This window comes from Okeania sp. KiyG1 (assembly GCF_014132355.1).
Lineage (GTDB): Bacteria > Cyanobacteriota > Cyanobacteriia > Cyanobacteriales > Microcoleaceae > Okeania.
This window is the reverse complement of the sequence record NZ_BLZO01000011.1, coordinates 50,343-73,723: the sequence shown is the minus strand read 5'-3', so window position 1 is coordinate 73,723 and position 23,381 is coordinate 50,343. Positions and strand designations below refer to the sequence as shown.

Annotated in this window: 18 protein-coding genes and 5 pseudogenes; 9 read left to right on the top strand and 14 right to left on the bottom strand. The window is 35.7% G+C overall.

Annotated elements, in window-relative coordinates:
- Nucleotides 1-49: 49 nt before the first annotated feature.
- Nucleotides 50-1,087 (top strand): annotated as a pseudogene (locus SAGCYANO_RS01040) (RNA-guided endonuclease InsQ/TnpB family protein); the annotation flags it as partial.
- Between the two features lie 194 nt (nt 1,088-1,281).
- Here the strand turns inward: SAGCYANO_RS01040 and SAGCYANO_RS01035 are convergent.
- Both SAGCYANO_RS01035 and SAGCYANO_RS01030 read right to left on the bottom strand, forming a co-directional pair.
- Complete coding sequence (locus SAGCYANO_RS01035) at nt 1,282-1,497, bottom strand: hypothetical protein (RefSeq protein WP_202218390.1); 216 nt, start codon at nt 1,495-1,497, stop codon at nt 1,282-1,284.
- A 426-nt stretch (nt 1,498-1,923) separates the two neighbouring features.
- Entirely contained in the window at nt 1,924-2,484 is a 561-nt protein-coding gene (locus SAGCYANO_RS01030) for a DUF721 domain-containing protein (protein ID WP_202218389.1), read from the bottom strand.
- 72 nt (nt 2,485-2,556) lie between these two features.
- Here SAGCYANO_RS01030 and SAGCYANO_RS01025 point away from each other — a divergent pair, with 72 nt between their 5' ends.
- The gene (locus tag SAGCYANO_RS01025; protein WP_202218388.1) at nt 2,557-3,807 is read left to right on the top strand and encodes a hypothetical protein; all 1,251 of its coding nucleotides are present in this window, start codon (nt 2,557-2,559) and stop codon (nt 3,805-3,807) included.
- A 482-nt stretch (nt 3,808-4,289) separates the two neighbouring features.
- Here the strand turns inward: SAGCYANO_RS01025 and tnpA are convergent.
- A pseudogene (gene tnpA, locus SAGCYANO_RS01020) lies at nt 4,290-4,702 on the bottom strand (IS200/IS605 family transposase).
- A 61-nt stretch (nt 4,703-4,763) separates the two neighbouring features.
- On the opposite strand from tnpA, the gene SAGCYANO_RS49875 reads away from it, so the two are divergent.
- From SAGCYANO_RS49875 to SAGCYANO_RS00995, 6 genes and pseudogenes are all read left to right on the top strand, one after another.
- A complete protein-coding gene (locus SAGCYANO_RS49875; RefSeq protein ID WP_375339853.1) occupies nt 4,764-5,084 on the top strand; it encodes a helix-turn-helix domain-containing protein in 321 nt (106 codons plus the stop codon).
- On the top strand, nt 5,074-6,039 hold the full coding sequence (locus SAGCYANO_RS01015; RefSeq protein WP_375339852.1) for an RNA-guided endonuclease InsQ/TnpB family protein: 966 nt from the start codon (nt 5,074-5,076) through the stop codon (nt 6,037-6,039). Before SAGCYANO_RS49875 ends, SAGCYANO_RS01015 begins: the two co-directional genes overlap by 11 nt.
- 327 nt (nt 6,040-6,366) lie before the next feature.
- A pseudogene (locus tag SAGCYANO_RS01010) lies at nt 6,367-7,052 on the top strand (PspA/IM30 family protein).
- Between the two features lie 576 nt (nt 7,053-7,628).
- Entirely contained in the window at nt 7,629-8,396 is a 768-nt protein-coding gene (locus tag SAGCYANO_RS01005; RefSeq protein ID WP_202218387.1) for a PspA/IM30 family protein, read from the top strand.
- Nucleotides 8,397-9,553: 1,157 nt separating this feature from the next.
- Complete coding sequence (gene grxC / locus SAGCYANO_RS01000) at nt 9,554-9,871, top strand: glutaredoxin 3 (protein ID WP_202218386.1); 318 nt, start codon at nt 9,554-9,556, stop codon at nt 9,869-9,871.
- A 551-nt stretch (nt 9,872-10,422) separates the two neighbouring features.
- A pseudogene (locus SAGCYANO_RS00995) lies at nt 10,423-11,224 on the top strand (IS5 family transposase).
- 315 nt (nt 11,225-11,539) lie between these two features.
- On the opposite strand, the pseudogene menD reads toward SAGCYANO_RS00995, so the two are convergent.
- A pseudogene (gene menD / locus SAGCYANO_RS00990) lies at nt 11,540-13,296 on the bottom strand (2-succinyl-5-enolpyruvyl-6-hydroxy-3-cyclohexene-1-carboxylic-acid synthase).
- Nucleotides 13,297-13,428: 132 nt separating this feature from the next.
- Nucleotides 13,429-13,599 (bottom strand): DNA-binding protein, encoded by a 171-nt coding sequence (locus tag SAGCYANO_RS00985; protein ID WP_202218385.1) that lies wholly within the window; start codon nt 13,597-13,599, stop codon nt 13,429-13,431.
- A gap of 61 nt (nt 13,600-13,660) precedes the next feature.
- Here SAGCYANO_RS00985 and SAGCYANO_RS00980 point away from each other — a divergent pair, with 61 nt between their 5' ends.
- The gene (locus tag SAGCYANO_RS00980) at nt 13,661-14,875 is read left to right on the top strand and encodes an RNA-guided endonuclease TnpB family protein (RefSeq protein ID WP_202218384.1); all 1,215 of its coding nucleotides are present in this window, start codon (nt 13,661-13,663) and stop codon (nt 14,873-14,875) included.
- Nucleotides 14,876-14,912: 37 nt separating this feature from the next.
- Here the strand turns inward: SAGCYANO_RS00980 and avd are convergent, their stop codons facing one another.
- The 9 genes from avd to SAGCYANO_RS00940 all read right to left on the bottom strand — a co-directional run bounded on the left by avd (nt 14,913) and on the right by SAGCYANO_RS00940 (nt 23,176).
- Nucleotides 14,913-15,221, bottom strand: coding sequence for a diversity-generating retroelement protein Avd (gene avd / locus SAGCYANO_RS00975; RefSeq protein WP_202218383.1), 309 nt, complete (start codon nt 15,219-15,221; stop codon nt 14,913-14,915).
- Between the two features lie 61 nt (nt 15,222-15,282).
- The gene (locus tag SAGCYANO_RS00970) at nt 15,283-15,525 is read right to left on the bottom strand and encodes a hypothetical protein (RefSeq protein WP_237395486.1); all 243 of its coding nucleotides are present in this window, start codon (nt 15,523-15,525) and stop codon (nt 15,283-15,285) included.
- Nucleotides 15,522-15,713 carry a hypothetical protein gene (locus tag SAGCYANO_RS00965; protein WP_202218382.1) on the bottom strand — a complete coding sequence of 64 codons (192 nt, stop codon included), beginning with the start codon at nt 15,711-15,713 and terminating at the stop codon, nt 15,522-15,524. Before SAGCYANO_RS00965 ends, SAGCYANO_RS00970 begins: the two co-directional genes overlap by 4 nt.
- 80 nt (nt 15,714-15,793) lie before the next feature.
- Entirely contained in the window at nt 15,794-15,946 is a 153-nt protein-coding gene (locus SAGCYANO_RS00960) for a hypothetical protein (RefSeq protein ID WP_202218381.1), read from the bottom strand.
- Between the two features lie 764 nt (nt 15,947-16,710).
- Entirely contained in the window at nt 16,711-19,872 is a 3,162-nt protein-coding gene (locus SAGCYANO_RS48925; protein WP_307785790.1) for an SUMF1/EgtB/PvdO family nonheme iron enzyme, read from the bottom strand.
- A gap of 471 nt (nt 19,873-20,343) precedes the next feature.
- Complete coding sequence (locus tag SAGCYANO_RS00950) at nt 20,344-20,712, bottom strand: Uma2 family endonuclease (protein ID WP_307785789.1); 369 nt, start codon at nt 20,710-20,712, stop codon at nt 20,344-20,346.
- Nucleotides 20,713-20,729: 17 nt separating this feature from the next.
- Complete coding sequence (locus SAGCYANO_RS48920) at nt 20,730-20,909, bottom strand: hypothetical protein (RefSeq protein WP_307785788.1); 180 nt, start codon at nt 20,907-20,909, stop codon at nt 20,730-20,732.
- 327 nt (nt 20,910-21,236) lie between these two features.
- Nucleotides 21,237-22,574 (bottom strand): hypothetical protein, encoded by a 1,338-nt coding sequence (locus SAGCYANO_RS00945; protein ID WP_202218380.1) that lies wholly within the window; start codon nt 22,572-22,574, stop codon nt 21,237-21,239.
- A gap of 191 nt (nt 22,575-22,765) precedes the next feature.
- Nucleotides 22,766-23,176, bottom strand: a complete 411-nt coding sequence (locus tag SAGCYANO_RS00940; RefSeq protein ID WP_202218379.1) for a hypothetical protein — start codon at nt 23,174-23,176, stop codon at nt 22,766-22,768.
- Between the last annotated feature and the right edge of the window lie 205 nt (nt 23,177-23,381).

Below are 23,381 nucleotides of genomic sequence, written 5' to 3'. Positions count from 1 at the left end.
TTTTTCCCCTTAAAAGGGAGGCTTTAAACCACAATTTATCGGTAAAGCTAAAGTGCCTGGTAAAAAAGCGGTGCGACCCCGCGACGACGGAAGTCGCAAGGGAACGCGCACCAAGAGAGGGTATCCTAAGTTTAAAAAGTATCAGGTTAGAGCCTCGGTTGAATATAAAACCTCTGGTTGGAAACTTTCAGAAGATAGACGTTATTTGACTTTAACGGATAAATTTGAAGTTGGTACTTTTAAACTATGGGGAAGTCGCAACCTTCATTATTATCAACTCAAACAAATTAAACGAGTTAGAATAATTAGAAGGCATGACGGTTATTATGCTCAGTTTTTAATTGACCACATCAGGGAGGAAAAAAAAGAATTAACAGGAAAACAAACGGGATTAGATGTAGGTTTAAATCATTTCTACACCGATTCTGAAGGTAATCAAGTCGATAATCCTCGGTTTTTCAGAAAGGATGAGCGCCAAATCAAAAAGCTACAGAAGCGTTTATCTGGTACTAAAAAAGGTAGCAAAAACAGGATAAAAGCAAGGAATCGGTTGGGTAGAGAAGGCGCGGGTGCGGAACCTGCGTCCGCACATAGAGCGCCGTCGCATCTCAAGGTATCACGCAGACGTAACGATTGGGCTTGTAAAGAAGCGCAGCACGTCATCGAGTCTAACGACTTGGTAGCGATAGAAAACCTAAAAGTGCGTAACATGGTTAAAAATCATCATTTGGCCAAATCAATTAATGATGCAGCTTGGTATAAATTCAGGGAATGGTTAGAGTATTTTGGCAGCATTTATGGCATTCCAGTTATTGCAGTTGAGCCATTCAATACATCTCAAAACTGCTCAAACTGTGGCAAAAAAGTAAGCAAAACCTTAAGCACTAGAACCCATAAATGTCCCCACTGTGGTTATGAAGCAGATAGGGACGAGAATGCCGCAATTAATATTCTCCAATCTGCTCTCAAGCAACTATCAACTACCCCGGGGCGCGGGGAAAGTAACATCTCTGGAGAGACTGGCCTCTGTCTGGATGGGGAAACCCAAACAGATAAGCCGACTCGACGAAAGAGAAAATCTGGATAGTGATACTTAGAATCCTCTTGCCTTTAGGCAGAGGAGAACGTCAAGTAAGATATTAACTTATATTTCTCATAGTAACTAACTCCAATTTTGTTAGTTAGTTGAGCTAAAAAAATTGGAGATCAACCTTATTCTTAATAAAAGGGTATCAAGCACTTTCTTGAAAGAAAAAACAAACAAGGCTTTTAACTTTGATTTCAAGTAACACTAACTACTTCCAAATTTTGCTCAATTTGCTGATTCCAGATAGCTATGGTCTCAATATTTTCCCAGGATTTATTAAAGGGAGATGAAGCTAATGAACAAGCTTTCCAATTACTTTCAACTGGCGTTGTTAACTTTTGACAAACACCACCACGTCTTCCTTCTGGTAAATAGTATCGACAATTACGACAAACTAAAGTGGGTTTCATAAAAAATTTTCCTAAATTTAATTAAGTCTATCTTAATATTTTGAACCCTAGTGACTGGTGGTTTTAATCTATTAAATCCATTGTGATATCTAGATTCTGAATATCCCTATCAATTGAATAAAATTTATATTATTTTTATAATTGCTTTATAAACAGAAACATTTATGTAAAATCTTGTAAGAGAAAATGTATTTATTCATACATTATTTCGGGAAACTTGATAGGGATCAAGTTAAACGGTAACTCAGATCAAAGTAAAATAGATAATATTTAAACCCAGTAATGGAAAAGATTTTTGCCTCAAAGCCCATAAAGATAGATGAAAAAAAACTATCAAAAATTTTTAGTCACCTACTTAGTATAGAAATTAATGTTTTTGTCTTTTCAATTACGTTTTAGGAGTTAAAATTATGAAAGAATTAAAGCTTAACTTGATGACCACTGTTTAGTGGCACAAATTGCACATACTGACCAACGTTGAATTTCTCCTGGGGGTGTAGGACATTGGCATTGAGGACATAGAGGTAAACCTTGAAAGCGGGTATTGATAGTTTTAGCCCAATTTTTAAATGTGGCTTTAGGACTTTGATTTTTGTGAGTCGAGTCTTCCAAGGTTACTTTTTGAGATTGAGGAATCATGCTAGGATGCTCTAGCCAATCATTTTTTTCAGTTTGTCTCGACTTATGAGAGTCAATTGGATGCCAGTGAGCAGCAGAAAACCTGATATTGTCCAGGGGTGTGGGTAAAAAATGATTGAGCTTATCTAAAAGTTGGGGCACCCGAAAACTAAGTTCTTGAGACAAAGCAGCACTAGATGTTGCTACATATAAAACTCCCCGGTCTATATATAGAGGTTGAGTTTGGGTAGCCATAACTCCTAAAACTTGCTCCCAATATTCCATCAGCTTCAGAAACTGTTGTTGTTGGGGCGATCGCTCCATAATTTGGAGATAGCCTAAAATCTGATTGAGAGATTGAAAATCCATAGTAGTTTTACGATAGTTGGGACATTCTATCTAAAATATAAAATGTATTGAGTAAGTAATAGGAGTTCTCAAATGAGTCAAAGTTCTTTGGTTAAGTCCACTAAAAGCTCTACAGACCAATTGAATCCCACTTTGCAAGCTGTAATGGACAGCTTAGATGTACAACTAGAAGCAGAATTAACAAGATATCGCAAGTACCGCAGGCAAACAGAACAATTACAAGTTTCTCAGCAAAATAGTAATAAACAAATTTATAAAACACCCGAATTAATTTCTGTATCACCAGGAGATGACCAAACAGCATCCCCATTACCTTTATCGGAACCAAAATCATTACTAGAAGACTCTAAAATATCTAATACTTCAGCTAACAAAAATTCACCAGTAGAGATCGAACCTCCAACTCCATCAGAACTTACTATGGCCAACAGAGGTGATGCAGAAGATCGGGATGGCCAGAAACAGACATCTCAATTAGATACAGATAATTCCACAGCGCCAGATGACAACCTTGAATCTTCAGAAAAACTTCTAGAGAGTTTAGACGAATTAAAATCGCGTCGTCAGGAGCAACCTAATTACTTAGCAAGTTTGTTTACTCCTCTAGGAATAATTTCCATGTTTCTGTTTTTGATTTCTTGTACAACTTTGGGTTATGTTCTGATGAACCCATCAGGTCTGAAAAATCTTGGTTTAGACCGTTTGTTAAGAAATACTTCAGCTCAACAAGATACAGATGAGACTACTGCTGGTAATGGTCAAAATAGAGAAGAGCAACCTTTACCAAAATCTCCTGACTTGGCATCTCAAGAATTTGTAGATTTAGATTTGAACACCCTAAGTAATGTTAATCCTCAACCTAGCCAGTTTCCATCTCCCACTGCCACATTAAGACCTGCGGTACCACCTCCAATATCGGGAAGTTCTAATACTGTGGCACAACCTACTTATAAACCAGGTGCAGAACTTGATAATCTCAGCAGCACCTTATTACCTCAGTCTACTCAATCTGCTAATCAACAATCTGTTGTAACTACTCCATCTTCTCCAGTGCCATCTCCAACAGTAGACAGTTCTCAAATAACTACTCCTATACAGTCAGAGAATGGTTGGTATTATGTTGTTGTAGATTATGTGAATGAAGAGTCTTTATACAATGCACAGCAAGTAGTCTCAGATGCTTATATTCGTGAAACCCCTAATGGTATGAAGATACAAATGGGAGCTTTTTGGGACCCAGAAAAAGCAAAGGAATTTCTCCAAGAATTACGGCAGGAAAAGGTTAATGCGAAATATTATAAGTTACCACGTGAGAATTATTAAAATTGTTGGCCTAAGTAATTTTAATCACCACTCAAAATTGAACACTTAACTCCATTAGACCTCTCCAGAAAAGAGGGAGTAGGGAGTTTGTAGGGACGTTGCATACAACATCCCTACAGAACAGGGAGAAAGTATTGATGATTTTTGCCTGATAATTGATTTGATTTTTGACGACTGTGCCTATGTCTATTGAACTAATAGTTAATATGATGTGGCTGATATTTTAACTAGACTGATATGGATTTCAATATAACTACTAACTACTGAAAAAATAATCAACTGGATACATTGAAGTGAGCTTTGTCTTCCTCTTAAACTTTGCTAAGATTGACCTAATTCCCAAAAATTCATTCCTTCCTTGATTCAACAGCGCCCTATTTTTTTAGCTGACCCGCCAAGAAGCCTCACACCATAATTTTAATTTGGTGTGAGACTACTTGGCGGTAAATTAGTGGGAGGAGATGTCCCACTAATTTACAATATTATTCTGGGGTTTTCTGATTTTCAATGTACTTTTTCAAAGTGGAAATTGTTACCCCACCGCAAGAAGCAATAAAATAAGAGCCATTCCATAAAACATCGCATCCAGTAAATAGCATTAAAATGTTGCTGAAAATTCTTTTCTTAATCGTCGGCTTGTAACTGTTTTAACGTTATTAACTAGCTTGCTTAACATAACGTTGGGATGATACTGAAACAAAATATGAACGTGGTTTTCTTCCCCATTAAATTCTACTAATTTACACTCCCATTTAATTAATAATTCTTCCAAAATTTTATTTAAGCGAGCCAGCATTGATGCTGTAAAAACATCTTTCCTGTATTTGGTTGTTAAGATTAAATGGGCTTTTAAATCTGACACTGAACGACCACTTGATACAAAATCCGATTGCATATTAGTTGTCATTTTCAAAATTTGGTGTTAAAATAAAAGCATACACTAAGTTAAAGCAGATATGCGCACTGCCTACCAATACAAGTTAAGGCCGAACAAAGAACAAATAGCCACAATAGAACTGTGGTTAGAATTGTTACGTCGGCAGTACAACTATAGATTAGGCGAGCGGTTCTCATGGTGGTCAGAAAACTGTTGTCCGGTTAACGCTTGCCCCTTAGTGATGCCAATTCCTCAACTAAGAGATAATCCAGATTATTACTCTCAGAAAAAGGATTTGGTCAATACCAAAGATAAATTTCGGGAGTACAAATTAATTCATTCTCAGGTATGCCAGGATTGCATTAAACGGGTAAAACTAGCTTTTGTGCTTGTGGTTTAAAGCAGATAAAAACGGGCAGCGATTAGGCAAACCAAGGTTTAAAGGAAAAGGACGTTATCGCAGTTTTACTTATCCTCAAATCAAACTTAACTGTATTGAAGGAAATCAGATTAATTTGCCCAAAATAGGAAAAGTAAAGTTAATTCAGCATCGTCCAATACCAGAAGGTTTTCAAATTAAAACAGTAACAATTAGCCGTAAAGTAGATGGTTATTATGTAACTTTATCCCTAGAAGACAAATCAGTTCCAGCTTTAACAACTAAAGTTGAACCTACATTAAAAAACACTCTGGGAATTGATATGGGACTGAAGGAATTCTTAGTAACAAGTGAAGGAGAATCTGTCCCCATACCCCAATACTATCGAAAATCTCAGCAGCGATTAAAGACTCTACAGAAACGTTTATCTCGTAAAAAGAAAGGTAGTAAAAGATGGTTAAAAGCTCTTCTGTCTGTAGCGAAACAACACAAAAAGGTAGCCGATAAACGTAAAGACTTTCATTTCAAAACAGCTAATGAATTGTTATCAAAAGCCGAAGTTATCGCCCATGAAAATTTAAACATTAAAGGGCTAGCAAAGACTCGTTTGAGTAAATCAATTAATGATGCTGGCTGGGGACAATTTCTAACTATTTTAACTGTCAAAGCCGAAAATGCTGGACAGAAAACTATAGCAGTGAACCCCAAAAATACCAGCCAAAATTGCTCAAACTGTGGAAAAAAAGTTCCCAAAAAATTAAACATACGAACTCATTCTTGTCCGCATTGCGGTATTGCGATCGATCGTGATGTGAATGCAGCAATAAATATCAAAAATAGGGCGGTAGGGCATTCCGTCCTTAAAGCACGCGCTTGTCCGACGGGGTACCGGGACTGGGAAACGAGAAGCCCACACTATACCGCAAGGTTAGTGTGGGAGTATGTCACTCAATTAACTATAGCAATAGACAGCTAGTTTAGGACTTATATAGAATCCGGTTATATAGTATATGTTGATAGTTGATAATTTCTATAATTACTTCAAGCCTTTAATCTCCCCTACTCCCCTACTTCCCTGCTGCTCCCCTACTCCCCCACTCCCCTCTTCCCTCCACGGTCGGGGTTAGGGTGGGTCCCCTACTCCCAACTATACAATAACTATTCAACCGGATTCTATATTATGCGGATGATGATCCAAATCAAGGGAAATGTTTTTCCCACTTTTTCCTGTTCTCTGTTCCTTGTTCCCTGCTTATAGATAATATCACAATATAATAAATAATAATGAAGAGGGATAGTCTTTATGGGACTTTTAGACCGTGTTTGGCGGGTAATTCGTGCTAATGTTAATACTTTAATTTCTGGTGCGGAAGATCCAGAGAAGGTTCTGGAGCAGACAGTGACAGAGATGCAAAATGACCTGGTGAAACTACGTCAGGCAGTGGCACAGGCGATCGCTACTCAAAAACGTACTGAACGACAATATTCTCAAGCTCAGTCTACTGCAGATGAATGGTATAGGAGAGCGCAGTTGGCTTTGCAAAAAGGCCAGGAAAATTTGGCACGGGAAGCTCTAACTAGGCGCAAGTCATACCAAGAAACTGCTACAGCGATGAAAGTTCAGGTGGAACAGCAAAAACAGGTAATGGAAAAGCTGAAGCAAAATATGAGACAGTTGGAACAAAAAATTAGTGAGGCCAAACTAAAAAGAATATGTATATTGCTAGGGCACGTTCTGCTAAGGCCTCGGAAAAGTTAAATGAAATTTTGGGCACTGTGAATACTGGTAATGCTTTGAGTGCTTTTGAGAAAATGGAAGAGAAAGTAATGCAGCTTGAGGCTAAGTCTGAGGCGATCGCTGAGTTGGGAACTGATAGTTTAGAAAAACAATTTGCTTCTTTGGAAGAGGGTAATGATATTGAGGCTGAGTTGGAGGCGATGAAGGCGGAAATGTTGCCTAGAGGAACTAATTCTCAAAATCCAACTTGATTTGGCAAGGGGTCTCCTGTTATAACGTCTGATTTAACGGGAGGGGAATTGCCAACAGCAAATTAAACAGGTATCGATTGATGTTCAAGTCCGAGAAAAACAGAATAATTATTTGTACGCCTTTTCAACCACTTACCAGAAAATTGGGTTTAAAGCCTCGCCCATAAGCGGGCGACTTTTTAGTCGTTTATTTTATTTCAATAAAAACTAACCATAATAAATGTCATTCTCATCGGTTAAAAAAATTAACTCACAAACGAAATAGTCGAGTAGAAAATTATCTCCATTAATATAATTAAAAAGTAATTTCTGATGTCTTCGACCAAGGAATAAAGGGTTTGCCGTTTAACCCTGTGGTGGTCGATCCACTTGTGTTCAACTAAGCTTTCAGGTTTTTGAGTAAGCTTGAGTAAGTTGAGTTAAGCGGTAGTTTGCGGAGAAAGAAAGACTTAAAATGAATATATAGCTATGGGGAGAGTCTCCTTATCTATATAAATGAAAAATTTGGCCTATAGTAGTTAGTATTGGCCAGTAAGAGCTAGAAGCTAAGTTAAACATCAAAGGAAAAATAAAATTATGGGATTATTTGATAGAATTGGTCGCCTTGTCAGAGCTAATGTTAATGACATGGTAAGTAAAGCTGAAGATCCTGAGAAGGTGCTAGAGCAGTCTATTATTGATATGCAAGAAGATTTGGTCCAGTTGCGTCAGGCTGTTGCTAGTGCTATTGCTACTCAGAAACGTAGCCAACAACAATATAATCAAGCTCAATCTCAAGCTAATCAATGGTACTCCCGGGCACAGTTAGCTCTACAAAAGGGAGATGAAAATTTGGCCAAGGAAGCTCTACAGCGTAAGAAGACTTATTCTGAGACAGCAGACACTGTAAAAGTATCTTTGGACAGTCAAACAAGTCAGGTAGAAGTTTTAAAGCGGAATTTAACAGCTTTGGAAGGTAAGATTTCTGAAGCTAAGGCTAAGAAGGATGTGCTGAAAGCGCGAATGACTGCGGCTAAAACTCAGGAGCAACTCAATAATACAATGGGTTCTCTGAATACGAGCGGGGCAATGGCAGCTTTTGATAGGATGGAAGAAAAGGTTTTACAAATGGAGGCTCGCTCCCAAGCTGCAGCAGAGTTAGCTGGTGGCAGTGGTTTGGAAGAAGATTTCCGAAAATTGGAAGCTAGTAGTGATGTTGATGATGAGTTAGCGGCGATGAAGGCACAACTCTCTGGAGGTTCTGTAAGTCAGAATCAACTACCCGCGTCAAATCAGGGTTCAGCAGAAAAATCGGAGGTTGATGCTGAACTGGAAGATTTGCGTAAACAACTTGACAAAATGTAAGTTTTGTTTATTTCCTAAATGTGCTGATATTTTGGCAATACTTTGAGCCTTGATGGATATTATAGCGATTTTCAAATATATAGACTACAGTGGCCTGCTAATGGATACTCCCTAATCCAAGAGAATTTTGTAGTCTACTTAAATGAAAAGTGTTGTAAGTATAATCTGTCAAGGCATTTTTCTGTTAAATTACACAATTTTGTTCAAAAATACTGAGATTGCAGTATTGGCATAGTTATCAGACTGGGCTATATACTATATGGCAATAGATAGATAGGTTAGGACATAGAGTGATAATCATCTTTAGACAGGGGAATGTTTTTCCTGTTTTTTCATGCTTCCTGCTATAAATAACTTAGATTTGCTTTTCCTCAAGTTAAATCAGCTAAAAGTGATTATAGGACTTACTCATAATGACTATTAAACTTAAGCTAATTTATGATTCAATTACAAGTAAAATTTATGCCTTCTGCTTTCATTAAATATTTATTAACTTAATTATGTCTAAATTACGCTGGCTAATTCTCAGTTCTTTTGCTTCTGGATTTGGTCTTTGTTCCGTTTTCTTTGCCCTCTTGACGGTCTTCAATGAATTAAATATTTACAACGTTTTGAAGCTGACTTTTGCCTTAATTTTTTGATGGTTAATTTAGTATTTACAGCTCATTATTTTTCTCAAATTTCCCGAGAATTATACATGAGAAATAAAATGCAAACACAAATGAAGATGAGGGCTAAACCCACAAGATATCGATATTAATTTTTGAGTCAATCATTACTGTACTTTAAATATAGCTTTCGGGAATATATAACAGAGTATTTATAGTAAATAGTTACTAAGGTTAGTACAATATCATGTCTGTTTAATTAGCGATAAAAAAACTATTCTCTCACTTCAATGGCAAATCTTTCTCATTCTTCCTGCTCCCCACTCCCTGCTCCCTTATTCTTATTTATCAGTATTCAACCAGATACGATCTAATACAAAAATATTGAGCAAAATATTTATAGATATTTTTATAAAAAAGACACTTTTTATCAAGTCATAAAATTGCTAAAGAGGGCAGAAGGTTAGGTTAAGTGGTTGCAATTTTCTCGAAAAATACGTTAAAAAGTATCTAAACTTGCTAATTTATTACTAGGGCTAATTACTAAAAATGTTTGATTTTATTAATCCTATTCTTGGTCGTCATCCAGAAAAAATCAAGGCTAACGTTGAAATTTATACTTGGCAAACTTGTCCCTATTGTATCAGGGCAAAACTTTTGCTGTGGTGGAAAGGTGTCAACTATACAGAATACAAAATAGATGGCAATGCAGCTGCCAGGAATACTATGGCTGAACGTGCGAATGGATATCGTACTGTGCCACAGATTTTTATCAATGACCAACATATTGGTGGCTGTGATGAGATTTATGCTTTAGATGGAAAGGGTGAGTTAGATCCTTTATTGAGTAAGCCTGCTGCTGTATAAATTTTGGATTATTTGAGAGTAAGAAAAATTAAATTATTATAGGATTATGCGCTAGGAAATAGGGAACTTTCAACAATTAATAATTAATAATTAATAATTAATAATTAAGGCTTGCTGATTAAATATAAAGGCATTGACAGGTAAAAGTTTTAGCTTTTTTTCGCTGTACAAAAGTGCAAATTTTTAAGCTTGAACGACCAAAAAGTTAGGATTTTGGGCATAATATAGCAATGAGCGCTCAGGTATTTACAATGTCCAGCTTAAAATGCAGTAAGCGAAAAGGTGTACAAAAAATAATGTGTAAATATGCCAGCGCACATTGCTATAATTGCAGAAAAATTAAGGGATAAAATATCTGACTACTTCCTCTATAGTCATTCTGAATAAGACTGAAACACTTTTTCAGCTGAAACTCTTTCAAGGCAAGAAACCCTTGTTTCAATCTTAACTGGAATGACTATAAGAGACTGTTTGTAAAAAAAAGCTAAAGATGGCCATGAAGAGGTATTTAAGGTAGGAAAATAAAAAAATCAATGATAAGTGTCAAATCAATGTCCCGAAAATCTTATGCCAGTGACCTAAGCGATCGCGAGTGGGAACTACTAGAACCTTTGCTACCCAAACCTCAAAAACGAGGGCCAAAACCAAACGCTAATCTCACAGAAGTAGTTAATGGTATCTTCTATATCCTTTATTCTGGTTGTCATTGGCGTTCTTTGCCCCATGATCTACCACCTTGGCAAACTGTATCAACTGAATGTACGTAAATGGCAACGACATGGTGTTTGGGAGGAAATAAATCATACTCTACGGCGAGAAACAAGAATACTTGAAACACGACACCGAGAACCTACTGCAGCAGTTGTCGATTCTCAATCGGTAAAAACAACGGCAAAAAGGGGGAGGTATATGGCTATGATGGCGGCAAAAAAGTAAAAGGCCGTAAGCGTCATATATTGGTTGATACTCAAGGGTTACTACTAGGGGTACAAGGAGCGTGAAGCAAATATGGGAGAACGCTTGGGAGCTATGGCATTGGTCATGGAACAGGCTGATAATATTTCTCGCATAGAATTAATTTGGGCTGACTCTGGTTATAGTGGACCGAAATTTCAGCTAGCGATCGCACAGCTGATTTCAGCACAAGTGGAAATAATCAAGCGCAACAGTAAAGAATTTGAAGTCTTGCCCAGGCGATGGGTAGTAGAGAGAACTTTTGCATGGCTACTTCACAACCGACGTTTAGTTCTCGACTATGAACAACTACCAGAGATTAGTGAAGCTCTGATTTACACTGCAATGATTAGATTAATCTTACGAAGGCTTAGTGCTAAAAAATCTGGCTGTTCTTAAGATTTGTTTTACAAACAGTCTCTAACTGTAAGCATTCAGCTATTAGCAGTCAGCTATAAGCAATTAGTAATGAATAATTACTTCTAAGGTTTAGGAAGGGAACTTTAACAGTAACTTTTATTCTGTCTCAATTTCTAAATTATTTTTACCTTCCCCAAAATTAATAGCTGTTAACGCAGTTCCGACCATAGGAGGCTAGCTAATAGCTGACAGCTGTTTGCGCAGCATTCCGGAGGAAATGCTTACCTATAGCTTAAAACTCAGACAAAGTAATACTTTTCCTTCTTCCTTCTTTCTTCTTCCTTCTTCCTTCTGCTATAGCAATAAATCTGCTGCAAATTTATCTAAATTATCTAACCGCCATCTAGCATCTAGTTGGCGGTTTGTTTGTAATTCTAAAACTCTTATTCCACTACTAGGTAGAGTCTTTAAAAGTTTTTGTAATTGCTGCCAAGAATATATATTCTGATGTTCTACATCATAAGTATTACATAGCTGGGCAAAATTAATATCTTGGGGAGTAGCAAAAAATTCTGTAAAAGGTGGTTCAAATTTAGCTATTGGTAGCATTTCAAAAATTCCACCTCCCTGATTATTAATCAAAATAATAGTTAAATGACCGACTAATTTATTTCTTAGTAAAAACCATTCGTATCATGTAAAAGTGCTAAATCTCCTGTTAATAAAATACTGCTTTGTTGGCGATGAGCAATACCTAAAGCAGTTGATAAAGTACCGTCTATTCCATTTGCGCCTCGATTGAAAAATGGCTTGATTTGGGAATTATTAGGAACCCAGAAAAATTCTACATCTCTGACTGGCATACTATTAGCAATAAATATTGGTGTACCTTGGGGTAATATTTGAGAAATTAACCAAGGTATTTTAGGTTCAAATATTTGATTGATTGCTGCCATTTTTTTGTCAATCGCCTCTCTAACTTTTACTTCGGCATTGCACCACAAACTTAAGTAATTGCCATCGGAGTTACTATGGAAAAGTTTAGGAGTAAAAATTTTAGCTAGTTGTTCTACTGAAAGTCGTAAATGATTTGTCTTTCCATGAAGCGGGTCAAAATTATCCTCGCTTTGATCGATGATTAATCTATGAGGGTTAGTTGTTTCTAGCCAAATTCTTAATTGTTTACTTGTTGGTAATTCGCCGATTTGTAAAACTATTTTAGGAATAAGTTTTTGTGCTATTTCCTGATTTCTTAAAATTAAATCATAAGTACTAATCAAATAGGGATTTAACCGAGAATAGTTTCTCAGAGGAGATAAACCTTCAGCTAAAACTGGGAACTTGAGAATTTGAGAAATTTGAGCGATCGCTTGACAATATTTTTGAGGATTTTTGGGTTGTGCTAAACCTGCAATAATTATGCCTTCGCCAGATTGAAGTTGATTTTTTAAATCTAATGTTAAGTCAAAATTCGGCAAAAATTCTGTTGTGAAAATTGGCTGTACTGTAGCAAAAAAGTTTTGGGGGAATTGTGCTTTTAAGGAAATAACTTCTGGTTGGAGTATGGGAGGTAAAGGGTCTCGAAAAGGAATATTAAAATGCACAGGTCCAGGTGTCGGTAAAGTTGTTTTTCTCCAACCATGAATAATTGTTTGTCTTAAATATTCAAGTATTTTTAGTTCTATAGAAGGCAAACTTAATTCAACTTGCCAGTTGGGATAACTGCCATATAATTTGACTTGATCTATTGTTTGACCTGCATGACAATTTCGTAATTCTGGAGGTCTATCTGCCGTTAAAACTAATAGTGGGATACGACTTTCTTTTGCCTCTATTATGGCAGGATAAAAATTGGCAGCAGCAGTACCAGATGTACAGACTATTACCACAGGTTGATAATTTTTTCTTGCTATTCCTAGAGCAAAAAATGATGCAGAACGTTCATCAAGAATAGGAATAGTTTCGATTTTTGGGTGAGTAGCAAAGGCAAATGTTAAAGGTGTGGAACGGGAACCAGGGCTAATAATTGCTGTAGTTAATCCTAGATATTGTAATGTTTCTACTAAAATTGATGCCCAGACTGTGTTTATATTTCTAAAATCAATTGCCATTTTTGAGTTTTGAACTACTGAAACATATAGAATATCAATTAACTAAACCTTTCCTTCCCTCTATCAGTGTTATTTAAAGAGGACTCCCATTATAATCTTTGATTTAACGGTGAGATGAATTTAAACCAGCAATTAATTGAGCGGTAGCGAATCCTTTAATTGAGCTTGAGGTCGTTTTGGCAAGCTTTTGCAATAATCTTGAATTATTTCAGACATTGATACTTGCATAATTTCTGCATAATACTCTAGTCTTTCTTTTTCATCATCAGTTAATCTTACTACAAAATTTTTTTTCCTAACCATTGACTGTATATACAATTTGCGTTACACTATTAGTATATCTAGAAATATAAAATATTGTCAAGTGATAGCTTTAACTTATCAGTACAAACTTAGACCAAATCAACAACAAGAAGCAGAAATTAATCAGATTCTTGATGTATGTAAAAGTGTGTATAATTATGCTTTAAGAGAGCGTAAAGACTGGTTAAGTTCAAGAAAATCGCCAATCAATAGTTGTTCAATTATTTCTGAATATATTATACCTGCTGACACTCCTTATCCTAGTTATAATAATCAAGCAAAAAGTCTAACCATAGCTAAGAAAACTAATCCTAAATTAAAGTCAGTTAATGCTCAAGTATTACAACAAACTTTAAAGAATTTAGATCAAGCATTTTCTAAGATGAAAAGTTTGGGTAAAGGCTTTCCTAGATTTAAGAAAAAGTTAAGAAGCTTTGTTTTTCCTGCAATGCTTAAAAATTGTTTAGGTTATACTAAAGTTAAATTACCTCAACTTGGTTGGATTAAAATTAGAAAAAGTAGACCTTATCCCGAAGCTATGACAGCTAAACAAGCTAGGATAGTTAAAAAAGCTAGTGGTTATTATTTGATGATTACTTTTACTTCCTCAGAATCAGTGCCAGATAATCCAGTAGGCAAAGTCTCATTAGGTGTAGATGCAGGTATAGAAAATTTTGTAGCTACTTCCACAGGACAATTAATTAAATCTCCTAAGTTTTTGTTAAGTCAACTACGCGAGCTTAAATTGCTGCAACGAAGACTTAAGAAGAAAACAATTAGGTCAAATAATTGGTTCAAATATCAAAACAGAATAGCTAAACTACATGAAAAAATAGCTAATACTAGACGTGATTGGCATTTCAAATTAGCTCATCAACTTTGCAATTTAGCTGATAATATTTTTGTAGAAGATATTAACTTTAATTCTTGGTCTAGAGGTATTATCAGGAAGCAATCTTTAGATAGTGGAATAGGTCAGTTTATTAACGAAATATTACCTTTTGTTTGTTGGAAACGAGGTAAATATTATGCAAAAGTTGATAAAAATCATACTTCTCAAGAATGTCCTAGATGTGGTCATAGACAGAAAAAGAAATTGTCTGATAGAAAGCATAATTGTAGCAACTGCGGTTATCAAATAAATCGCGATGTAGCTGCTGCAAAAGTAATTAGAAATAGAGGACTAATAGCGGTAGGGCATACCGTTAACCAAAATGCTTGTAGAGACGGTCTGGCGGGGGTACAACTCAGCTTGTTTGATTTGTTACCTAGTTAAGAGTTTGAAACAAGAATCTCCCGTTATAATCTTTGATTTAACGGGCGAGTGTCAATTCGTTTATTAGTTGGCTGATATATTCGTAACGTTTGTTGTTGATGAGTTTGAAGTCTAAGAGGATTCTGGTTTGGTAGCGAATTATGTCTAGTTTGGGATTGAGAGATTTTAGTAGGTTGATTTTTTCTGAGGCATATTTGGCAATAATTAGAGATTCTAGAAAGTTGTATAAACCGTTAATTATTCGATCGCCGATTGTGTATTTATGAGTCTTGGGTAGTCTGTTGATTATTGGTACATACCAGATGATTAAGTCGTAAGTTTTTTGGATAATCGATAGTTCGTTCATTTCAACTTTTAGTCGGATTTCGTCAACCCTGTCAGCCTCAAATCTTGCTAATTAATTTTGATTAATCTGGCAATTGTTCAATTTCGTCTTGAATTAAATCTGGTAAATTTTCTGTATGAACGTGCAAATGACAAACAGACCCAGTTAGTTCTGCTAAAATATCACCTTTTTGTTCATCTGTTAGATTTGGCAGTTGTAGCTGATTTAGTAAAAATAGAACTGTCTCGCATTCTTCTCCTAATTCAGCCAATAATACTGATAGGGTTGAGTTAACATTTAATGGCTTTTCGAGTTTATAAATCATTTACCGCGCCTCAATCTTTTTTCTGCTCTGGCTAAACTTTTTTCTAATCCGGAAATTTCTTTTTGCCAATATGAAATTAAGCCTTCATCCGGAATAGCTTTCTCTTGTTCATCTGCTATTTTTTGATGGTGTTTGTTAATCTGTTGCCGAATACTTTCGACAGATTTACGAAACTTTCTTTTAGACAATTAATTGTAACCTCTAGAGAAATTTATTATTGCCAGTTTGAATCAGGGGTTATTAGCAATTGTAGCAATTTTTTGGATTGTCAAGCGATCGCTTTTTTCAATGCACCGTTTTTTGGTAGAGCTTCAGAGAATGTTTGATCTTGATGGTTGTCTGGGAAGCGATGCTTTTTTGAGTGCTTCGGAGAATAATTATTGCCTGGTTGTCTAGGAAGCGATCGCTTTTTTCGACGCACCTTTTTTTCTGAGTGCTTCAGAGAATGTTTGATTTTGATGGTTGTTTCGGGGGCGATCGCTATACTCCTAAGTTTTGGTTATAGGTTTGGGCTTTTTAGTTTGAAAATTTTAAATATTGTCAGGGGTTGATGACAAATCAGGGGAAATTTTGTCTGATTTGGCTAACGAGGTTTCAATATTTTCAGCTCTTTGGTTCGGTTCTGTGATAGTCTGAAAGAATGAAAGATCCAAGGGAGAGTTATTGCTTAATTAGATTTTGAAGCTGGAAATACTGATTATATCGTTGTTTGAAGAGGAAATTTTGTTGATTTTTTCTGCCATGAATGACTAATTTTTCTCCCTTCCTGTTATGGCAGTTTGATAGATTTACCGTTTTGTGCTATGTGGGAGTAACAAAGTTTATATCTATATATATAGATGGCTGGTGTTAGGTTTCATTTTTGAGGTTTACCGAATGTCAAAAATTTCATCTATTAGTCAAAAGTTTGTATCTATATATATAGGTAATGTGGGGTTTATCCTAACGGATAAGCTCCGCTAACGTTCCTCAACCCAATCCACTTTGACTAACAAATTAATCCGTACATCCGTGGCATAATCCCTGTGAGCGCTCAATTCAACCTACTTTAACTAAGCTGTCTGAATCTGGTTGATTTAATGATGAGTGCTAGGAACGAAAGACAGAAACTGCACACAAGGATTTGGCCACGGATGCACCGATGGATTTAGGAAAGATACAAAAGGGGAAAAGAGGGGAAGAACTCTAGGAACGAAAGGCAGAAACCACCGGGGAAGACGAGACAATCCGAAAACCCCTAACATTGTAGAAGAGGTCGCCATTATTGTAGTTACGCCCGGCACTCCGGCAACCCCTAGAATTGTTGTTCCAGCTACCACCACGGAGCAATCTTCTATTACTATTTCCCCCAGTTTCCCAAGCACTTCCATCGGTAGGCGCTCCATTATAATTATTGTGCCAAACATCCAGACACCATTCCCAGACATTGCCATGCATATCGTATAAACCAAAGGCATTGGGTGGAAAACTTCCCACATCGGTTGTTTGTCCTATTTTCCCCTCATAGTTAACTAACTCAGACGTTATAGTTTCTCCAAAATAGAAAGGAGTAGTTGTCCCGGCGCGACAGGCATATTCCCACTGACTCTCACTGGGGAGGGTGTAAATTTTCCCAGTTTTCTCAGATAGCTTTCGACAAAACTCTACGGCGTTATGCCAGTTCACATTTTCTACGGGGCGACTTCCTCCTTTAAAAGATGAAGGATTATTTCCCATAATGGCTTGATACTGGTTTTGGGTAATGGGATATTTGCTCATATAAAAAGGTTGGAGAGTTACTTGATGTTGCGGACTTTCTTGATACCCACATTCCACCTCCTCTTCGAGACAATCAAAGTTCACATATATATCCTCCTCAAAATAATTCTCACTTTCATAACTTTCTCTGTTCACATATATATCCTCCTCAAAATAATTCTCACTTTCATAACTTTCTCTTTCCGGCTCATTTTCCGGCGACCCCATGAGAAAACTTCCCCCAGGAATATAAACCATTTCCAATTTAATCCCATTACCGAAGTCTTCAATTTTTTGCCTGGCACTTCCCTGGGTAGGATTAATAATTTTGCCAGAGTTGTTGACAGTAACTACTTCAAAAGTAAAGATTTCCCCTTTCGACTCCCGCTCCCTTTTTTCCTGTGCCTCTCTTTCTTGTCTTTCCCTTTCTTCCCACCTAATTTTTTCCTCCGCCCTACGTTTAATTTCCTGCCAAACACCCAGAGCAATATCTCGATTTTTCACCGCCTCAGTCAAACCTAAATTTACGGCTCGGTTATAATCATCAACCGCCTGCTGATATTCTCCTAATTTAAAGTAGGCATAACCCCGACAATTATATGCCTGAGAGTGACTAGCATCTAACCTAATAACCTGAGTCAAATCATCAACTGCCTCTCGGTATTTTTCCAACTGAATATAAGTCAAACCTCGCCGATAATAACCATCGGCAAATTGAGGATTCAAATTTATAACGTAGCTAAAATCAATAATTGCCTCCTGATATTTTTTCTGATTAAAATTCTTAATTGCCCGCTGGTAACAAGAATTTATTACACTCAATTTTTTCTCCTTAGCCAAACCAACCAAACAGCGATTAACCTTAATAACAAATTCCCGATCTAGAGGCAGTAAATTTTCAGCCACTATGTCAAATTTTTCTCTGCCATTCTCCACAGAAAGATAACGGGAATTTAGCCAAGACTCCAGGGAAAAATCCAACATTTTTTCTGCAAAAGTAGGATTAGATAAACCAGTCAAACCAAAAGCAATATCCGCAGCAAATTCTGGTACTAATTCTGAGCGGTCTTTTTCCATAGCTCGGAGACTGCCAATATAACTTTCAACTACCATTTGAAACAGGTCATCTGCCAAACGGCGATCTACGGAAAATTCTGTTTCTAATTCTGGCAATAATTCTGGCAACTTGGGCGATAAGTTAGTGTGAATTAAATAATGAATGTCGGTAAATAGAGCAGCAATAATATTATGATATGCTCCTAACAAAGCTGATAATTTGCCAAAGTCTTCGCTATTAGTTTTGTAGTGACATTCGATTTCTATTCCATCTGCTGCTAATTCTTGATTTTTTCTATAAATGTTCAAATTTAAAGGATTATCTCCACTGCATATTTGATTTATCTCTTGTTCGGTTTTGCCTTTTGCCAAGAGTTTCTGTTTAACATCCGTTTCCCAATGTAAGGCACGTTGAATAGCAAATTCGTAGAGAATTTTCGGATAATGTAGATGGCGAATCATAGTTTTGTAGAAAGGAGAAATTGCTTGTCCGCCACTCCAATAGGCAACTTGAATATTAATCAGGTCTCCATCTACTTCTGATTCTATTAATAGTATAGGTTCAGATTTTAAGCGACTAAATATGGCTTTAACTGCGCTACCTCCAGCAAAACGGTTACTATCCCAAGCACGGTCTATTAATTCTGTAGGTCGTCGTTCATTTTCCAGAGGATAGTATTTTTCCAGGAAATTTCGTAAGTGTTGAGAAAGACGTTTTTCTACTTTAGGAAATGCGGAGGTGGAAGTTTTATTTAGGTGTTCAAAGTGGTCATAGTCTATTTCTGGAGGTGCAAGAACTATTTGTACCGGAATAGGATTTCTACCTTGATGATATTCGAGAATTTGCCAGGGATAAATTTTGAGTGGCCAGTTATCTAATTCTTTAATTTCTAGACTAACTTCTCGTTGATATGCTGCGTTTAGGAATTGGGTTTCTCGGTTATATTGAGCTAGTTCAATTTGCAGTTGTTTTTGTTGTTGAAATAGCCATGCTTGAAATTCTTGATTACTTTTGGCTATTTGCATATCCACTGCTTTGATAAATTCTTGAAGTTTCCGATTTTCTTGGCATTGATATTCGACTATTTTAGCTTGAAATTCTTGACGATAAGTTTCCAGGTCAAACTGTGCAGATATTTGTTTTTCTTGTAATTCTTTTTGATGAGCAAAGCGTTGAGTTTCTAACTCTCTTTGAAATGCTTGATTATTTCGTTGTGACTTTGCTTGAGCAGCAAGACGTTGATATTCTATTCCTGCCTGAAATGCTTGATTATTTTGTTGTAAATCTAGTTGAAATTGTTGATTATTTTGCTGCAACTTAATCTGAGACATAGTACGCATATATTCAATCTCAAGTTGAGCCACTCTTTGTTTTTCTTGTAATTCTTTTTGATGAACAATTTGTCTTTCTTGTGATTCTTTTTGATGAGCAAGTCGTTGCCTTTCTAAATCTTTTTGCATATTTCTACCAGAGGCACAATTAAAAGCATTAACGCAACTATGCCATAGAGAAGGTCCGGCACTAACAGCAAATGGAAGTAAAGGTATAGCCATAATTTTTTTCTCCTGTAATTTGAAATTTTTAGTAGGTTCAAAAACTTTAAGAAATGTTGGGTTTCCTTTTCAGTTATCAGTTATCAATTTTTTAGTTGTTTAGCTTCTTAATATTGGGTTTTGTTCCTCAAGCAAACCTACATCATCTGGAGGAATATTTCACTATTATTTCTGATTATTATTGAAAGTACTCTCTAAGCAATCTTAGTTTCTCCTTTAATTTGAAATTTTCAGTAGGTTTAATAAATGTTGGGTTTCCTACGTCAACCCAACCTACACATTGGGAGGGGAATATTTCCGGATAATTTATGATTATTATTTAAAGTACCCTCGAAGCTTTCTCAGTCTCTGAGAAATTACTTTTCTAATATTTGGTTCATCAAAATAATTGGATCTAAAACTTTGCCTTTTAAGCCACATCAAAAATGGTGCGTTACGCTCCACTTCGTTTCGCTAACACACCCTACTGGACTAAACTAATAAAATCCGATCTACTGTTAACTTTAATTCGGAAAAAGTACCAGAAATAATTACATCCCGATCGCTAAATTCTTCTGCTTCATAAAATCCATTTACCAAAGTCAACACAGATATTTTTTGTGCCTCATAATCAACTATCCAATATTCAGGAATTTCTCTCACAGCATATTCCGATCGCTTAAACCGATAATCATCATCTCTATTACCAGGACTGACAATTTCTACTGCTAAAATAGGAGCAGAATCTAAAATAGCAGTAGTCATATTTTTGAGTAATTCTGTTTGTTCGGAAGTAATAATTGTTAAGTCGGGAATGCGAGATTTATTAATAGCTGTTCTAATGCCGATATTTCCTGGCATTACCTGCCAAGGAGCATTTATTCTGATAACTTCTTGATAAAATTCTTGAAATAAAAAGTCAAAATTAAAGCATGAATTCCACTAGGAGGTGTCAAAGATATAAGTTCTCCATTCACTAATTCATATTTATTATCTGTACTATCTTGATATTGCGAATATTCAGCAAAGGTGTAAATTTTGGGTTTAGTTTCAATCATTTGTTATTCATTAAGAAAGTTATACCAATTTCATAAAATATTGCAAAGCGTGAGGACACAGGGAACAAGGAACACCGGAGCTGGGAACAGAGAAAGAAAAACATAAATATTAAAGAGGAAAAAAGGTGGAAATTTTAGAATTTATGGAATTTATAATTTTTCTTTTAGGAATAAATCACAAATTAAGATGTAACTGCCTTTTTTGAATTTGGTATTAAATTGGAAACGTAGAGGTTTGGTCTCCAAACCCTCCAAACTCCATAAATATTTGAGGTTGAATTAAGTTATTTTTTTCCTTCTTCCTTCTTCCTTCTTCCTTCCCAAAAATTAATTTGCTCCTCCATAATAAGAACATAATAAATAGGCAGCAGCACCAACCACTCCTTTATTAGTATGGGAAACCTGAATTCCTCCTTCATTATAGACATTGCCATTATTATCTACCCAACCAACAGCATGATTATGATTATCATAAACTTTACCATCTGTACCTGCATATCCTAGATAATTATAACCAGAATTATAAACTGCACGACCTTTTAAATAACCTGCCTTATGATAATGATATTTAGCTGTATGTAAGTAAATATCACCTGAATTATCTATAGTTGCGTAAGGATATTGATCGGAGGATGAATTAAATTCCAAACGATGACTAGATAAACCAATATTGTGACTTTCAAAAGTATGAGAACTTAAACTTAAATTATTTTCCTCTTGCTGAAAGTTAGAAATTTCTGGCAATGGAGATTCAGAATTTACTCCAGAAAAATCTGTACCAAAATCTTGATGTTCAAATTGCTGCTTTTGATGGAAATTATCGGATGAAAAGTGATTTTGAGCAAAGTCTGGATTTTCCTCTAAACCCATATTGAAATTTTGATAGTCGAACTGCTGTTGCTGATGGAAACTATCAGTCAAATTCTGGTTTAAATCTTGATTTATCTCATCCAGAGTTGAGGATAAGTCGTCGTTATTAAGTAAACCAGAGTTGTCACTAATACCACTATCTTGATTTGCCAAATTATCGGATGAAAAGTGATTTTGAGCAAAGTCTGGATTTTCCTCTAAACCCATATTGAAATTTTGATAGTCGAACTGCTGTTGCTGATGGAAACTATCAGTCAAATTCTGGTTTAAATCTTGATTTATCTCATCCAGAGTTGAGGATAAGTCATCGTTATTAAGTAAACCAGAGTTGTCACTAATACCACTATCTTGATTTGCCAAATTATCGGATGAAAAGTGATTTTGAGCAAAGTCTGGATTTTCCTCTAAACCCATATTGAAATTTTGATAGTCGAACTGCTGTTGCTGATGGAAACTATCAGTCAAATTCTGGTTTAAATCTTGATTTATCTCATCCAGAGTTGAGGATAAGTCATCGTTATTAAGTAAACCAGAGTTGTCACTAATACCACTATCTTGATTTGCCAAATTATCGGATGAAAAGTGATTTTGAGCAAAGTCTGGATTTTCCTCTAAACCCATATTGAAATTTTGATAGTCGAACTGCTGTTGCTGATGGAAACTATCAGTCAAATTCTGGTTTAAATCTTGATTTATCTCATCCAGAGTTGAGGATAAGTCATCGTTATTAAGTAAACCAGAATTATCACTAATACTGCTATCTTGATTTGCCAAATTATCAAATAAATTGTTCATAGTATGACTTACTAAATAAATAGAATAGTTATATTTATAGCAAAGAAAGAGTTGGTTAAGACAGAGATTGATAATGAACCTGAGACAGAGAAAAGCTTTTACCTAATAATTAAGGTTTAAAGCCTCTCCTTTAAAGGAGAAAAAGAAAAAATTTCCTTTTAGTCAATCCTCTTATTTTCAAGGAAAAGTAATTATTTATTATTCATTATTAATTGTTGAACATTGAAATTTTGATAGTCGAACTGTTGTTGTTGATGGAAACCATCGGTCAAATTCTGCTTTAAATCTTGATTTATGTCATCCGAACTTGAGGATAAGTCGTCGTTATTAAGTAAACCAGAGTTGTCACTAATACCACTATCTTGATTTGCCAAATTATCGGATGAAAAGTGATTTTTAGCAAAGTCTGGATTTTCCCCTAAACCCATACTTGAATTTTGATAGTGGAATTGTTGTTGCTGATGGAAACTATCGGTCAAATTCTGGTTTAAGTCTTGATTTATATCATCCGGGGTTGAGGATAAATCATCGTTATTAAGTAAACCATAATTGTCACTAATACCACTATCTTGATTTGCCAAATTATCAAATAAATTGTTCATAGTATGACTTGTTAAATAAATAGAATGGTTGTATTTATAGCAAGGAAAGAGTTGGTTAGGACAGAGATTGATAATGAACCTGAGACAGAGAAAAGCTTTTACCGAATAATTAAGGTTTAAAGTCTCTCCTTTAAAGGAGAAAAATAAAAAAATTCCTTTTAGTTAATCCTCTTATTTTCAAGGAAAAGTAATTATTCATTATTCA